This is a genomic window from Saccharothrix xinjiangensis (genome assembly GCF_039527585.1).
Taxonomy (GTDB): Bacteria; Actinomycetota; Actinomycetes; order Mycobacteriales; family Pseudonocardiaceae; genus Actinosynnema; species Actinosynnema xinjiangensis.
In genome coordinates this window covers 180,637-193,497 of sequence record NZ_BAAAKE010000006.1, presented here as the reverse complement: position 1 = coordinate 193,497, position 12,861 = coordinate 180,637, and the positions used below count along the sequence as shown (strand labels likewise).

Genomic DNA, 12,861 nt, shown 5'->3' with positions numbered 1-12,861 from the left:
GCCGGTGAGCGCTGTCGGTGAGCGCCTCGGTCCCGGTCCCGCCGGCAGGAAACTCGGTGAGACCGGGACCTGGACCGAAGCCAGGGCCAGGGCCAGGGCCAGGGCCGGGGTCGGGGTCGGGGTCGGACGAGCGGGTGGGCAAGTAGGTGGCGCGGGGCCCGAGGTCAGGTGGGCAGGGTGCGGGCCAGGAAGCGGGTGGTCAGCTCCCACGCGGCGGCTGCGGCCTCGGGGTCGTGGAACTGCGGGGCGACGTTGTTGTGGAAGGCGTGCCCGGCTTGTTCCTGGACGTGGATCTCGGCGTTGGGCAGGGCGGTGACCGCGTCGACGACCCGCTGCACGGCCGGGCGGGGGATGTAGGGGTCGCGGCCGCCGAAGTGGAACTGGATCGGGCAGGTGATCTTGTCGGCCTGGTCGAGGCGGTCGGGCACGCCGGAGCCGTAGAAGGACACGGCGACGTCGGGGTCGGTGGCGGCGGCCACCTCGTAGGCGATGGACCCGCCCAGGCAGAAGCCGAAGACGCCGGCTCGGCCGGTGCGGGCGCGCAGCCGGTGCAGGGTGGCGATCACGTCGGACACGCCCAGGGCGGGGTCGAAGCGGCCGGCGACCTCCATGGAGGCGGCGACTCCTGCCTCGTCGTGGGCGGAGGACCAGCCGGGCGCCACGCGCCAGAACAGCTCGGGCACGGCGACGACGTAGCCGAGCGCGGCGAGGTCGGCGGCCACGGAGGTGAGGTAGTCGTCCAGGCCGAAGATCTCCTGGACCAGCACGAGGCCGGGGCCGGTGCCCGTGGCGGGTTCCCAGACGGGCGCGTCGAACGCCCCGTCGGCTACGTCGATCTTCACGTGTCCACGGTTACCACACCGGTGTCGCCGTCGATCTCCACCGACACGCCCAGGGGCACGGTGAGCTGCCCGGCGCAGTGCCCGAAGCAGGTGTCGGCGACCACGGGCACGCCCAGTCGGGTGAGGCGGTCGGCGAGCACGGGGGCGACGTCGCCGCAGCCGGTCCAGGAGCCGAGCACGATGCCGGCGACGCGGTCGAACCAGCCCGAGTTGAGCAGGTCGGTGAGCATCCGGTCGACGCGGTAGGGCTCCTCGTTGACGTCTTCGAGCAGCACGATCGCGTCGTCGGGCGGCGGTGTGCGCAGGAGGCTGAGGGTGCCGCCGACGGCGGTGCCGCGGGCCGTGCCGGGCGCCATGCCCGCGCCGCGGTAGGAGGTGACGCCGGTGAACAGGGCGCGGTGCAGGTGGTCGCGGGCGGCGGTGTCCTCGACGAAGGCGGTGGTGCCGATCATCGGGCCGAACCAGGTGGGGATGCCCGCCTGGCGGAACCTGTCGTGCAGGACGGTGGTGTCGCTGGAGCCGAGGAAGACCTTGCGGTGGGTCGACAGGGCGGTCCAGTCGAGCAGGTCGGCCATGCGGGCGCTGCCGTAGCCGCCGCGGGCGCACAGGACGCCGGCGACGTCCGGGTCCAGCCACGCCTGTCGCAGGTCGTGGGCGCGGTCGGTGTCGTGGCCGGCGAGGTGGGGCAGGGTGGGGTGGGTGGCCAGGGCCGAGGGGGCCACGCGGACGTCGAGGTCCCACTTGCGCAGCCAGGCCACGCCCGCGTCCAGCCGTTCCGCGGCCACGGGGCCCGCGGGGCTGATCACGACCACGCGGTCGCCGGGGTGCAGCAGGGGTGGGCCGCCGGTCGGGGTCACGGGCGTCCCGCCGCGGTCGGGACGGCGACGTCGTCGAGCGGGTGCCCTGCGCCGACACCCGGGCCAGGACCCCGGCCATCACCCGGTGTCCGGTTCCCCGTGGTCGGGCGGGTCATCGGCGCAGGTCCAGGACCGGAACCCCGGGTGGGGTGAAGCCGAGCACCTGTCCGTAGAACGACAGTTCCGCCTCCAGCGCCGCGATGATCGTCGCGGCCTTGCGGAACCCGTGCTGTTCGCCCTCGAAGGTCAGGTAGGCGTGCGGGATGCCGGTGCCGTCGAGGGCGGCGGCGAAGCGGTCGGCCTGCTCGGGTGGGCAGATCTCGTCCTCCAGGCCCTGGAGCAGCAGCACGGGTCCGGTCAGCCGGTCGACGCGGTGGGCCGGGGACCGCTCGGCGTACCGGTCGGCGGTCTCGGGCCAGGGTCCGACCAGGCCGGTGACGTACTGGGACTCGAAGTCGTGGGTCTCGCCGCCGGTTCCGGTCCAGCCGGCCAGGTCCAGGATGGGGAAGGCGACCATGCCGCACCGGTAGGTCTTGACCGAGGTCAGGGACGCCGCGGAGGTGAAGCCGCCGGCGCTGCCGCCGCGGATGGCCAGGCGTTGGCCGTCGGCGGTGCCCTCGTCGGCCAGGGCCTGGGCGACGGTGGCGCAGTCGTTGACGTCGACGACGCCCCACTGCTCGCGCAGCCGTTCGCGGAACGCGCGGCCGTAGCCGGTGGAGCCGCCGTAGTCGACCGCGACGACGCCGATGCCCCGGCTGGTGAAGTAGGCGACGTCCAGGTCGAGCACGGGCAGGTTGCGGCCGGTGGGTCCGCCGTGGACGTGCACCAGGTACGGGGGTCGTTCGTGCCCGGGGTGGGTGTAGTCGGGGTTGTGGGGCGGGTAGACGTGGGCGGGGATGTCGCCGTCGGGGCCGGTGAAGACGCGCTGCTCGGGTGTCGGCAGGTAGGCCGCCAACCCCGCCGACCCGGTCGTCCCGGCGGTGTCGTGGCCGGTGTGGGTGGTCAGCTCGCCGGTGGACAGGTCCAGTGACACCACGGCGGTCTCGGTGTGCGGGCCGGCGGCGGCGCCGACGACCACGCCGTCGTGCACGGCCAGCTGGCCGTGCCAGGTGGGCAGGTCCACGTCGACGTCGGTGACGGTGCGGCTGCGTTCGTCGAGCACGGCCAGCCGCCCGGCGGCGAGCACGGCGTGGCGGCCGCCGCCGATGGTGGCGAACCAGCGGTTGCCCAGCCGCCACTGAGGGCCGCCCAGTTCGCGCTGGACGGGGGCGAGGTTGACGGCGTGCCCGTGCGGGTCGATGCGGTGCAGGTTCCACCAGCCGTCGGGGTCGGTCAGGGCCAGCAGGTCCTCGCCGTCCCACTCGACCTGGCAGACGGCCTCGGTGGGGCCGCCGGCGACGACGCGGTGGTCGGGTGAGCCGACCTCGGCCACGCACAGCTCGGTGCCGTCCCAGGGCATGCGGGGGTGGTCCCAGCCGATCCAGGCGTAGCGGCGGCCGTCGGGTGACAGGCGGGGGCCGGTCATGAAGTGGTGGCCGGCGGCGAGCACCCGCGGCGGGGAGCCGTCCAGGGGCAGGGCGACGAGGTCGCGGCGGACGTCGGTGCGGGTCGGGCCGGTGGAGGTCTCGCGCACGCACCACACCTCCCGGCCGCCGGGGCCCGCGGTGAGGTCGGCGTAGCGCAGGCCGTGGCGGCTGCCGGGTGCGGGGCTGATCGGCTCGGGGCGGGGGTCGTCGGGGTCGAACAGGTAGACGCGCTGGTCGTCCCAGTGGGTGAAGGCCACGCGCGTGCCCTCGGGTGTGTCGAGCACCACCCAGGGTCGTCCGCCGTACTCGTGGACGCGGTTGCGCACGTTCCACGGGGGCGGCAGCAGGTCCTCGCCATCGCGCACGAGGGCGACCCGGCCGCCTTCGGCGGGGCGTCCCTCGGTCCACCACGGCCGGCCCCGGTGCAGGTCGACCCAGTCGACCCCGCCACCGGCCGCGGCGGCGCGGGCCGCGGTGACGGGTGAGTTCCACGTTCCGCACGGTGCGATCTCGACCACCCCGGCACCCTATCCGCACGCCTGGTCCGGCGGTGTCGGGCGCGGGTCGCCGGGGCCCGCCGGGCGGGTGGGCGGCGGAAAACCCGGGGCAGGGCTGCCGATCTTGCTCGGGTGGCCTAGGGTCGTCGTTGTCATGGCACGCGTCATCCACGTATTCCGCCAACCCGACCGGTTCGTCGCCGGGACCGTCGGGCAGCCTGGCGAGCGCACGTTCTACTTGCAGGCCTCTGAGGAGGCTCGGCTGGTCAGCGTGGCGCTGGAGAAGCAACAGGTCGCCGTACTCGCCGAGCGCATCGGCTCGCTGCTGGAGGAGGTGCACCGGCGGTTCGGCGCGGAGGTTCCCGAGGACGTGCCCGAGGACCTCCGGGACACCGAACCGCTCGCGGTCCCGGTCGAGGAGGAGTTCAAGGTCGGCACGATGGGGCTGGGCTGGGACGCCGAGTCCCGCGCGGTGGTCATCGAACTGCTCGCGATCACCGAGGAGGAGGTCGACGAGGCGGTCGTGCTCGACGACACCGAGGAAGGGCCCGACGCGGTGCGGGTGTTCCTGAGCCCGGTGGAGGCGCGGGCGTTCGCCGAGCGCGCGGAGCGGGTGGTCAAGGCGGGTCGCAAGCCGTGCCCGCTGTGTTCGGAGCCGTTGGACCCGGAGGGGCACGTGTGCCCGCGGCAGAACGGCTACCGGCGCTCGGAAGAGGGCTGAGGGGCGCGTGCGGCCGGGCGACGAGGGGGTGCTCGACCTGCTGACCCGTGGCCGCATCGAGGTCGAGGGCCGGTTGGTGGACGCCTCCAACGCGACGCTGTTCTGCCGGATCGGCCTGGACGGCGCGACCGCGCAGTGCGTGTACAAGCCGGTGCGCGGCGAGCGGCCGCTGTGGGACTTCCCGGACGGCACGCTGGCCGGTCGCGAGGTGGCGGCGTTCCTGGTGTCGGAGGCGTCGGGGCTGGGCCTGGTGCCGCCGACGGTGCTGCGGCCGGGTCCGTTCGGCGCGGGCATGGTGCAGCTGTGGGTGGAGACCCGCGAGGACGACGACCTGGTCGACATCGTGGCCGAGGAGCAGGTGCGGCCGGGGTGGCGGGCGGTGCTGCGGGCGCACGACCGCTTCGGCGAGCCGGCGGTGCTGGTGCACGCCGACCACCCGCGGGTGGCGTTGATGGCGGCGTTCGACGCGGTGGTCAACAACGCCGACCGCAAGGGCGGGCACGTGCTGCACTCGGTGGACGGCGCGGTGTACGGGGTGGACCACGGGATCTGCCTGCACGCCGAGGACAAGCTGCGCACGGTGCTGTGGGGCTGGCTGGGCGAGGCGTTGCCGGAGGAGGCGGTGGAGGCGCTGCGCCGGCTGCGGTCGGGTCTGGACGGGGAGCCGGGCGAGGCGTTGCACGAGCACCTGACGCGCGCGGAGGTGCGGGCGTTGGCGGAGCGGGTGGACAAGCTGCTGGCGGCGGGGGTGTACCCGGAGCCGTCGGGTGAGTGGCCGGCGATCCCCTGGCCGGCGTTCTGACGGCCTGATCGCGGCGTCCGCCGGTGGCCGAGGTCCCGGTGGTGGCGCACGCGGAGGTGGGGACGTGGCGGAGTTCGTCCTGGGGGTGGACCGTTGACGGCGGGCGAAGTCACCGGGAGTGGTGTTCCCGGGAACGGTGTTGGCGCGGGTGACGGGGGCTTGGCGCGGCGGATGGAGCGCCGCTTCGGCCAGGGGGTGCGGCCGTGGCTGGTGGGGTTGTCGTCGCTGGTGGCGGGCCTGTGCGCGGACTGGGGACTGGAGGCGGAGCGGCCGTTGAGCGGCGGCACGTCGCACGCCCTGCTGTGCCGGCGCGGTGGTGAGCCGGTGGTGTTGAAGGTGACGCCGGAGCCCGCTCTGGCCGTCGCGGAGTGCGCGGCGCTACGGGCGTGGGAGCCCTCGCCGCGGGTGGTGCGGGTGCTGCGGGCGGATCCGGGGCGGGGCGCGCTGCTGCTGGAGGGCCTGGTGCCGGGAACCCCGGCGTCGGACGGTCCGGGGCTGCTGGAGGTGCTGCGGGGGCTGCACGTGCCGGCGCCGGAGGGGTTCCCGCCGTTGGCCGAGCGGGTGGACTTCGTGTTCGGGATCCTGGCCCGCCGCCACCCGGGTGACCACTCGCGGGCGCACGAGGAGGCGTCGCGGCTGGCACGGGACCGGGTGCCGCGGGTGCTGCTGCACGGCGACCTGCACCCGGGCAACGTGCTCGACGCCGGGCCGCGGGGGCCGGTGGCGATCGACCCGCGGGCGTGCGTGGGTGACGCCGCCAGTGACGCGGTCGACTTCGCCTACCTGCCGGGTGACGACCTGGAGCGGCGCGTCGAGTGGCTGTCGGCGGTGGTCGACGGCGACCGGTTGGCGGCGTGGTGCCGGGTGTACGCGGCGTTCTACCCCGACCACCCGGCGGTGCGGCGGGCGTAGGGCGGGCGCGCGGTCGCCGCCGGCGATGGTCGGTGGCGACGGTCGGGGGGCGGTAACGTCGCGCGGCGTGCGATCACAGGATTACGGCCGGGATGTGCTGTCGGGGCGCGAGCGTCGGGTGGTGCCGGAGGTGGCGGCCGAGGTCGGGCTGGTGGTGGAGGACCCGGCGTCGGGGTTCTGCGGCGCGGTGGTGCGCTTCGAGTCGGGCGGGGTGGTGCTGGAGGACCGGCACGGCCGGCACCGGGTGTTCCCGCTGCGCCCGGCGGCGTTCCTGGTGGAGGGCCGGCCGGTGACGCTGGTGCGCCCCGCGCCCGCGCCGGCCGCGCCGAGGCGGTCGGCGTCGGGTTCGGTGCGGGTGGAGGGCGTGCGGGCCCGCACGGCGCGGGACAGCCGGATCTGGGTGGAGGGCGTGCACGACGCGGAGCTGGTGGAGCGGGTGTGGGGCCACGACCTGCGGGTGGAGGGGGTGGTGGTGGAGCCGTTGGACGGGGTGGACGTGCTGGCCGCGCGGGTGGCGGGGTTCGGCACGGGCCCGGGGCGGCGGCTGGGGGTGCTGGTGGACCACCTGGTGGCGGGCAGCAAGGAGTCGCGGCTGGTGGCGGAGGTGCGCGACGAGCACGTCCTGGTCACCGGCCACCCGTTCGTGGACATCTGGCAGGCGGTGAAGCCGTCGTCGGTGGGGATCGCGGAGTGGCCGCGGGTGCCGCGGGGGGTGCCGTGGAAGGAGGGGGTGTGCGCGGCGCTGGGCTGGGGCGAGCCGTGGGAGGGGTGGCGTCGGGTGCTGGCGGGGGTGTCGGGGTTCCGGGACCTGGAGACGCCGCTGCTGGGCGCGGTGGAGCGGTTGATCGATTTCGTCACCGAACCGGGCTGAGGCCGGGCGGTCGTGACCGGGTTTTGACCTCGCCGTGAGCCTTGTCGCGGCACGGGGCTTCCCGGGGGTGTAAGGATGGTGGTGTGGCCGCGTCGTTGATCTGGTTGATCCTCGGTGTCGTGCTGGTGGCCGCCGAGGTCCTGTCGGGTGATTTCGTGCTGGTCATGCTCGGGGTGGCCGCGCTGGGCGCGGCGGGCGCGGCCGGGTTGGGCGCGCCGGTGCTGATCAGCGCGGTGGTGTTCGGTGTGGTGTCGTTGGGTCTGGTGCTGGGCGCCCGGCCGGCGATCAAGCGGCGGATGGCGCTGGGCACCGGGCACAGGTCGGGGATCGAGGCGCTGGTCGGCAGCACCGCGGTCGTGGTGTCGCGGGTGGACGCGCACGGCGGCACGGTGCGGATCGGCGGCGAGGTGTGGTCGGCGCGGTCGTTGGACCGCGGGGTGGTCGAACCCGGCGGGGAAGTGACTGTTGTGGAGATCTCGGGCGCGACCGCGGTGGTGCTGTCCGGGGCCTGAGCGGAGGCTGGAGCCTGTGACCACCACGTTGATCGTCATCGCGGTGCTGGTGCTGTTCGTGTTGATCGTCACGGTCAAGTCCGTGCTGGTGATCCCGCAGGCCACGGCCGCGGTGATCGAGCGCCTGGGCCGCTACCGCACGACCGCGGCGCCGGGCCTGAACATCCTGGTGCCGTTCTTCGACCGGGTGCGGGCGCGCATCGACCTGCGCGAGCAGGTGGTGTCGTTCCCGCCGCAGCCGGTGATCACGCAGGACAACCTGACGGTGTCGATCGACACGGTCGTGTACTTCCAGGTGACCGATCCGCGGGCGGCGGTGTACGAGATCTCCAACTACATCGTGGGCGTGGAGCAGTTGACGACCACGACGCTGCGCAACCTGGTGGGCGGGATGAGCCTGGAGGAGACGCTGACCTCCCGCGACCAGATCAACAACCAGCTGCGCGGGGTGCTGGACGAGGCGACGGGCCGGTGGGGCATCCGGGTGGCGCGGGTGGAGCTCAAGGCGATCGACCCGCCGCCGTCGATCCAGGACTCGATGGAGAAGCAGATGCGCGCGGACCGGGAGAAGCGCGCGATGATCCTGAACGCGGAGGGTCAGCGGGAGTCGTCGATCAAGACCGCGGAGGGCCAGAAGCAGTCGCAGATCCTGGCCGCGGAGGGCGCCAAGCAGGCGGCGATCCTGGCGGCGGAGGCGGAGCGGCAGTCGCGGATCCTGCGGGCGCAGGGTGAGCGGGCGGCCCGCTACCTCCAGGCGCAGGGTCAGGCGAAGGCGATCGAGAAGGTGTTCGCGGCGATCAAGGCCGGGCGGCCGACGCCGGAGGTGCTGGCCTACCAGTACCTCCAGACGTTGCCGCAGATGGCGCAGGGTGACGCGAACAAGGTGTGGCTGGTGCCGTCGGACTACGGCAAGGCGCTGGAGGGTTTCGCGCGGATGCTGGGCGCGCCGGGTGAGGACGGTGTGTTCCGGTACGAGCCGTCGAAGGAGGAGCCGCCGGTGTCGACGCCGGAGGCCGACGACGAGTCGGTGGCGGACTGGTTCGACACCGCGCCGGACCCGGCGGTGGCCGAGGCGGTGCGGGCGGCGGAGGCGGTGGCCCGCAAGGAGGTGCCGGGTCCGCTGGAGACGCCCGGTTCGCTGTCGTCGGGGTCGTCCGCGGCCGGCGGGGCTCCGGGGTCGTTGTCGGCAGGTGGGCCGTCGGCGCGGGAGCTGGGCGGCGGGGTGGCCGAGCCGCCACGGGGGTGACCCCCGGTTGGTGATCTTGCTCGCACCGGGTGGGTGTCGGGGCGTCGGCGTGGGCCGGCGCCCCGTCTTTTTGCGGTGGTGGCGGGCGGTGTGATCACGGGACGGGCGTCCGGGTGGGCGTCGTGGGCGGGCGCGGGGTGCGGTTGGATGTCGCGGTGCACGCTTTAGCGACCCGCGCCGCGACCGCGTTGGCCCCTTCCGGCGCCCCGTGGGCGGCGCGGTGGGACGAGCTGGCCGCGGTGGTGGCGGGGTTGTCGGACCTGGTGCGCGGTGGTCCGGGCGCGCGGCAGGCGGCGCAGGACGTGGCGGAACTGCTGGTGGCGGCGGTCGCGGAGGATCGGGAGCACCGGGCGGCGTTGGCGGAGCTGGTGGACCGGGTGGTGGACCTGCACGCGGTGGCGTGCGCGTCGGACCCGCCGGAGCCGGTCGGGCTGGCCGAGTGGCTGCTGTGGTTGCAGACGGGGTTCGCCGAGCCGCCGGAGGTGCGGTTGTCGGCTTACGCGGGGGCGTTGGGCGCGGAGGGGTTGGCGCTCTACCGGGCGGAGGCGGTGGCGCGGTTCGAGCGGCTGCCGGTGATCGGGTTCGGCCGGACCGGGACCTACGACCGGGAGCGGTGGGCGCTGCTGCGGGTGGTGGAGGAGCTGGCCGAGCACACCGGTGACGTGGACCTCCAGGTGTTGGTGTTGTCGCGGGACCTGTCGTCGGGGTGGCACTACCTGCGGGTGGCGACGGTGCTGCGGGACGCGGACCGGTCGGAGGAGGCGCTGGGGTGGGTGCGGCGCGGGCTGGTGGCCACGGGTGGTCGGGGCGCGGCGGCCCGGTTGGTGGACCTGGGCGTGGACGAGTGCCTGCGGGTGGGGTGGGTGTCGCGGGCGGTGGAGCTGCGGCGGGACCTGGTGCTGGCGCACCCGGTGTGGGAGGCGTGGGAGCGGCTGCGGTCGTTGGCCGCGGGGCTGGGGATGTGGCCGGCGGTGCGGGAGGAGGTCCTGGCCCGGTTGTCGGCGCCGGGCGCGCCGTCGGGGGCGGTGGAACTGGTGCGCCGGGCGACCGGGGAGCCGTCCCGCTGACCGCGTTCAGGGTGTGGTGGGTGGGCGGCGGTCGGTCCAGGGCCGGGCCCGTTGGAGTTGGCCGGCGGCGGTGAGGATGGTGGGTTCGCCGTCGGGCGCGGCGACGAGCTGCACGGACAGGGGCAGGCCGGTGCGGGTGTGGCCGGCGGGGACCGCGGCGGCGGGGTTGCCGGTGATGTTCCACAGGGGCAGGAACGTGGTCAGGCGGGCGGCGGCGAGCAGGGCGGCGGTGGTGGGCAGGCGGCGCCACTGGCCCACGCGCAGGGGCGGGCGGGTGAGCACGGGGGTCAGCAGCAGGTCGTGGTCGGCGAAGACGCGGTTGGCGTGGTCGGTCAGGCCGGGTTGCTGGGCTAGGGCGGCGCGCACGGCGGGCGCGGGCAGGGAACGGCCGAGGGCGGCCACGGCGCGGGTGGCGCGGTCGAGGCGGTCGGGCCGGTCGAGGGTGGCCTCGGTGTCGGCGGCGTGGTGCAGGTAGCGGGCGGCGAACCCGGTGGAGCCGGCCAGTTCGCGCAGGTCGGGGTCGAGGCGGGTGACGTCGTGGCCGAGGTCGGTGAGCAGGCCGGCGGTGTCCAGGACGGCGTCGCGGACGTCCTGGTGCAGGCCGATGCCGGGGCCCCAGGGCCGCAGGGACACCGCGACGCGCAGGGTGCGGTGGGCGGTGACGGCGGCGGTGTGGTCGCGGCCGGGCGCCAGGACGTCGAGCAGCAGGGCGGCGTCGCGGACGTGGCGGGTGATGGGTCCGGCGGCGACGAGTCCGCCCCAGGTGTGGGTGCCGGGGGTGAGGGGGACGAGGTCGCGGTGGGGTTTGAGGCCGAACAGGCCGGTGCAGGCCGCGGGGATGCGGATGGAGCCCGCGCCGTCGGTGCCGATGGCGGCGCCGACGAGGCCCGCGGCGACGGCGGCCGCTGATCCGCCGCTGGAGCCGCCGGGGGTGTGCCCGGGTGACCAGGGGTTGCGGGTGGCGCCGGCCCAGGTGGTCTCGGTGTGGGGCCACAGGCCGAGTTCGGGCATGCGGGTGCGGCCGACGATGACGGCGCCGGCGGCGCGCAGGCGGCGGACGATCTCGGCGTCCGCGGGCGCGGTGGTCTCGACGGCGGCGGTGCCGCGGGTGGTGGGCAGCCCGGCCAGCGGGATGTCCTCCTTGACCGCGACGGGCACGCCGAGCAGGGGCGCGTCGTGGCCCCGGGCGCGCAGGGCGTCGGCGTGCTCGGCGTCGGCGAGGGCCTGGCGGGCGAAGACGAGGCGGAAGGCGTTGAGCCGGCGGTCGTGGCGGTCGATGCGGCGCAGGCACTCGGTGACGAGGTCGCGGGCGGTGAGCGCGCCGGAGCGCATCAGCTCGGCTTGTCGCGCGGCGCCGGCGAAGCACGCGTCGGTGAGGTCCATGTGCGCACCCTAGGGCAGGGCCGGCGTGCGCGGTGGTGGTTGCGGGCCGGGTCCGGGCGCCGCGGTTCGAGGGCGGCCGCCGGGTGCTTCGGTGTGCCGGCTTCGGGTGGGCCGGGGGCGCCCGGGTCCGGGGTGGGGGCATGATCGGGGTATGTCCTCGTGGCTGGTTCCCGTGGCGGTGGCGGTGGTCGTCGTGGTGTGGGCCGGGGTGCGGCACGCGCGGGCGGCGCAGGCGGACGCGTTGCTGGACGAGCACGCCCGGCGGCGGCTGGCGCCGGGCGTGGCGGCGGTGTCGCCGGTGTCGGTGTGGCGGGAGGCCAACCGGTTGTTCCGGTCGGGGGACCGGGAGGGGCTGTTGCTGCTGGCCGAGATCGGCCGGCAGGTGCCGCGGCGGCGCCAGGCGGTGGTGGACGCGTGGTCGGCGGCGTTGCGCGGCGGGGTGAGCCGGGGCCTGGACGTGGCGTGGCGGTCGGCGGTGCAGCGGGAACTGGTGTCGCACCTGCGGCCGGGTGGTGATTTCTGGCCGGGGATGGACGTGGTGGCGCCGGGGGCGATCCTGGTCGACCTGGACCTGTCGGGGTGCCGGGTGGGTCGGGTGGACCTGGTGGGCGCGGTGTTCGTGGGGGACGCGCGGTTCGAGGCGGCGACGGTGACCGGGGACGCGGATTTCTCCGGGGCGCGGTTCCTGCGGCACGCGGTGTTCACCGACGCGCTGTTCGCGCGGTCGGCGTCGTGGTCCCTGGCGGTGTTCACGGGCAACGTGTCGTGGCGGTCGGCGCAGGTGGCCGGTGATCTGGCGGCGTCCGGGGCGAAGGTGTCCGGGCGGGCGGACCTGCGCGGCGCCGAGGTGCACGGCACGGCGGACTTCCGGGGTGCGCGGTTCGGGGGCCGGGCGCTGTTCGGCGGGGTGGTGCTGCACCGGGACGCGTTGTTCGGGCACGTGTGGTTCCGGGGGCGCACGGACGTGGGGTCGGCGTTGATCGGGGAGTCGGCGGAGTTCGGGCACGCCCGGTTCGGTCGCCGGGTGCTCAGCGGGGACGGGGGCGATCAGCGCACCTGACCCGCCGGCGCCGCGCCGGCCCGGTCGGTGTGGTGCCGGCGGCGGTGGTCGGCGACGTGCACGCGGTTGGCGCAGCGGGTGGTGCAGTAGCGGCGGCGGCCGTTGCGCGAGGTGTCGACGTAGGCGGTGCGGCAGTCCGGGCGGGCGCAGCGACCCAACCGGGCGGGGTCGTCGCAGACCGCGTGCGCGAGGCCGGCGGCGGTGAAGGCGCGCACGCGGTGCGCGGTGGGCGCGTTCTCGGGGGCGAAGTGCAGGTGGGGCGCCCGCTGGTCGTGGGTGGAGATGTAGGGCTTGCTGGCCGTGCCGGCGAGCAGGGCGTTGACCAGGTCGACCTGGTCGGGGGTGTGGTCGAACACCGGGGACAGGCGGGCCGCCCAGTCGGTGAGCTCGCGGGCCTGGGCGGCGTCGAGGGCGCCGAGGGGCTTGTAGCCGTGGTCGCGCAGCAGCCGCAACAGGTCCTCGGGGCCGCTGCGGGGGTCGGCGTTGACCAGGGCGGCGGCGAGCGCGGCCGCGGAACCACCGTAAGGGTTGAAATGCACTGAACCATGACACCACGCTGGGCGGT

General features: G+C 75.4%; 13 protein-coding genes. 8 read left to right on the top strand and 5 right to left on the bottom strand.

The window, feature by feature from the left end; all coding sequences use genetic code 11:
• Nucleotides 1–164: 164 nt before the first annotated feature.
• The 3 genes from ABD223_RS16325 to ABD223_RS16315 form a co-directional block, all read right to left on the bottom strand.
• Entirely contained in the window at nucleotides 165–842 is a 678-nt protein-coding gene (locus tag ABD223_RS16325; RefSeq protein WP_344037089.1) for a dienelactone hydrolase family protein, read from the bottom strand.
• On the bottom strand, nucleotides 839–1,699 hold the full coding sequence (locus ABD223_RS16320) for a S66 peptidase family protein (RefSeq protein ID WP_344037088.1): 861 nt from the start codon (nucleotides 1,697–1,699) through the stop codon (nucleotides 839–841). Before ABD223_RS16320 ends, ABD223_RS16325 begins: the two co-directional genes overlap by 4 nt.
• A 112-nt stretch (nucleotides 1,700–1,811) precedes the next feature.
• Entirely contained in the window at nucleotides 1,812–3,743 is a 1,932-nt protein-coding gene (locus tag ABD223_RS16315) for a dipeptidyl-peptidase 5 (RefSeq protein ID WP_344037087.1), read from the bottom strand.
• 133 nt (nucleotides 3,744–3,876) lie between these two features.
• On the opposite strand from ABD223_RS16315, the gene ABD223_RS16310 reads away from it, so the two are divergent.
• The 7 genes from ABD223_RS16310 (at nucleotide 3,877) to ABD223_RS16280 (ending at nucleotide 9,853) form a co-directional block, all read left to right on the top strand.
• Nucleotides 3,877–4,443, top strand: coding sequence for a DUF3090 domain-containing protein (locus tag ABD223_RS16310; protein WP_344037086.1), 567 nt, complete (start codon nucleotides 3,877–3,879; stop codon nucleotides 4,441–4,443).
• A gap of 7 nt (nucleotides 4,444–4,450) precedes the next feature.
• Nucleotides 4,451–5,245 (top strand): SCO1664 family protein, encoded by a 795-nt coding sequence (locus ABD223_RS16305; protein ID WP_344037085.1) that lies wholly within the window; start codon nucleotides 4,451–4,453, stop codon nucleotides 5,243–5,245.
• 171 nt (nucleotides 5,246–5,416) lie between these two features.
• Nucleotides 5,417–6,157 (top strand): aminoglycoside phosphotransferase family protein, encoded by a 741-nt coding sequence (locus ABD223_RS16300; RefSeq protein ID WP_417750554.1) that lies wholly within the window; start codon nucleotides 5,417–5,419, stop codon nucleotides 6,155–6,157.
• A gap of 67 nt (nucleotides 6,158–6,224) precedes the next feature.
• Nucleotides 6,225–7,028, top strand: coding sequence for a DUF3097 domain-containing protein (locus ABD223_RS16295; RefSeq protein WP_344037083.1), 804 nt, complete (start codon nucleotides 6,225–6,227; stop codon nucleotides 7,026–7,028).
• Between the two features lie 83 nt (nucleotides 7,029–7,111).
• On the top strand, nucleotides 7,112–7,540 hold the full coding sequence (locus ABD223_RS16290) for an NfeD family protein (RefSeq protein ID WP_344037082.1): 429 nt from the start codon (nucleotides 7,112–7,114) through the stop codon (nucleotides 7,538–7,540).
• Nucleotides 7,541–7,556: 16 nt separating this feature from the next.
• Complete coding sequence (locus tag ABD223_RS16285) at nucleotides 7,557–8,786, top strand: SPFH domain-containing protein (RefSeq protein WP_344037081.1); 1,230 nt, start codon at nucleotides 7,557–7,559, stop codon at nucleotides 8,784–8,786.
• A gap of 155 nt (nucleotides 8,787–8,941) precedes the next feature.
• Nucleotides 8,942–9,853 (top strand): hypothetical protein, encoded by a 912-nt coding sequence (locus ABD223_RS16280; protein WP_344037080.1) that lies wholly within the window; start codon nucleotides 8,942–8,944, stop codon nucleotides 9,851–9,853.
• A 6-nt stretch (nucleotides 9,854–9,859) separates the two neighbouring features.
• On the opposite strand, the gene ABD223_RS16275 is transcribed toward ABD223_RS16280, so the two are convergent.
• The gene (locus ABD223_RS16275; RefSeq protein WP_344037079.1) at nucleotides 9,860–11,236 is read right to left on the bottom strand and encodes an amidase family protein; all 1,377 of its coding nucleotides are present in this window, start codon (nucleotides 11,234–11,236) and stop codon (nucleotides 9,860–9,862) included.
• 151 nt (nucleotides 11,237–11,387) lie between these two features.
• On the opposite strand from ABD223_RS16275, the gene ABD223_RS16270 reads away from it, so the two are divergent.
• The gene (locus tag ABD223_RS16270) at nucleotides 11,388–12,296 is read left to right on the top strand and encodes a pentapeptide repeat-containing protein (protein WP_344037078.1); all 909 of its coding nucleotides are present in this window, start codon (nucleotides 11,388–11,390) and stop codon (nucleotides 12,294–12,296) included.
• On the opposite strand, the gene ABD223_RS16265 is transcribed toward ABD223_RS16270, so the two are convergent.
• On the bottom strand, nucleotides 12,284–12,835 hold the full coding sequence (locus tag ABD223_RS16265) for a CGNR zinc finger domain-containing protein (protein ID WP_344037077.1): 552 nt from the start codon (nucleotides 12,833–12,835) through the stop codon (nucleotides 12,284–12,286). The two genes, ABD223_RS16270 and ABD223_RS16265, sit on opposite strands and share 13 nt — an antisense overlap.
• Nucleotides 12,836–12,861: the final 26 nt, after the last annotated feature.